Below are 835 nucleotides of genomic sequence, written 5' to 3' on the forward strand. Positions count from 1 at the left end.
GCGGAGCCGGGTTTGGCGTCGGTGACGCCGGGGAGGGGGGAGATCATCATGGCGCCGGTCTCGGTCTGCCACCAGGTGTCCACGACGGGGGTTCGGTCGGCGCCGATGTGTTTGCGGTACCAGATCCAGGCTTCGGGGTTGATGGGTTCGCCGACGGAGCCGAGGATGCGCAGGCTGGTGAGGTCGTACTTGGCGGGGATGTCGTCTCCCCATTTCATGAAGGTGCGGATGGCGGTGGGGGCGGTGTAGAGGAGGGAGACCTTGTATTTCTGGATGATCTCCCAGAAGCGGCCCTGGTGGGGGGTGTCGGGGGTGCCCTCGTACATGACCTGGGTGGCGCCGTTGGCGAGGGGGCCGTAGACGATGTAGGAGTGGCCGGTGACCCAGCCGACGTCGGCGGTGCACCAGAAGACGTCGGTGTCGGGTTTGAGGTCGAAGACGGCCCAGTGGGTGTAGGCGGTCTGGGTGAGGTAGCCGCCGGAGGTGTGCAGGATGCCTTTGGGTTTTCCGGTGGTGCCGGAGGTGTAGAGGATGAACAGGGGGTGTTCGGCGTCGAATGCCTCGGGGGTGTGTTCGGTGGGCTGGGCGGCGACGAGGTCGTGCCACCACACGTCGCGGGTGTCGTTCCAGGCGACGTCCTGGCCGGTGCGGCGGACCACGAGGACGTGTTCGACGTTGCCGGTCTTGTCGGCGGCTTCGTCGACGGCGGGTTTGAGGGCGGAGGGTTTGCCGCGGCGGTAGCCGCCGTCGGCGGTGATGACGACCTTGGCGTCGGCGTCCTTGATGCGGGTGGCGAGCGCGTCGGCGGAGAAGCCGCCGAAGACGACGGAGTGGG

At 67.7% G+C, this 835-nt stretch carries 1 protein-coding gene; it reads right to left on the bottom strand.

Annotated elements, in window-relative coordinates:
- On the bottom strand, window positions 1-835 hold an 835-nt coding region (locus ACLF5H_RS31510), incomplete at both ends, for an AMP-binding protein (RefSeq protein ID WP_421679424.1).

The organism is Streptomyces sp. LaBMicrA B280 (assembly GCF_049222185.1).
GTDB classification, from domain to species: domain Bacteria; phylum Actinomycetota; class Actinomycetes; order Streptomycetales; family Streptomycetaceae; genus Streptomyces; species Streptomyces murinus.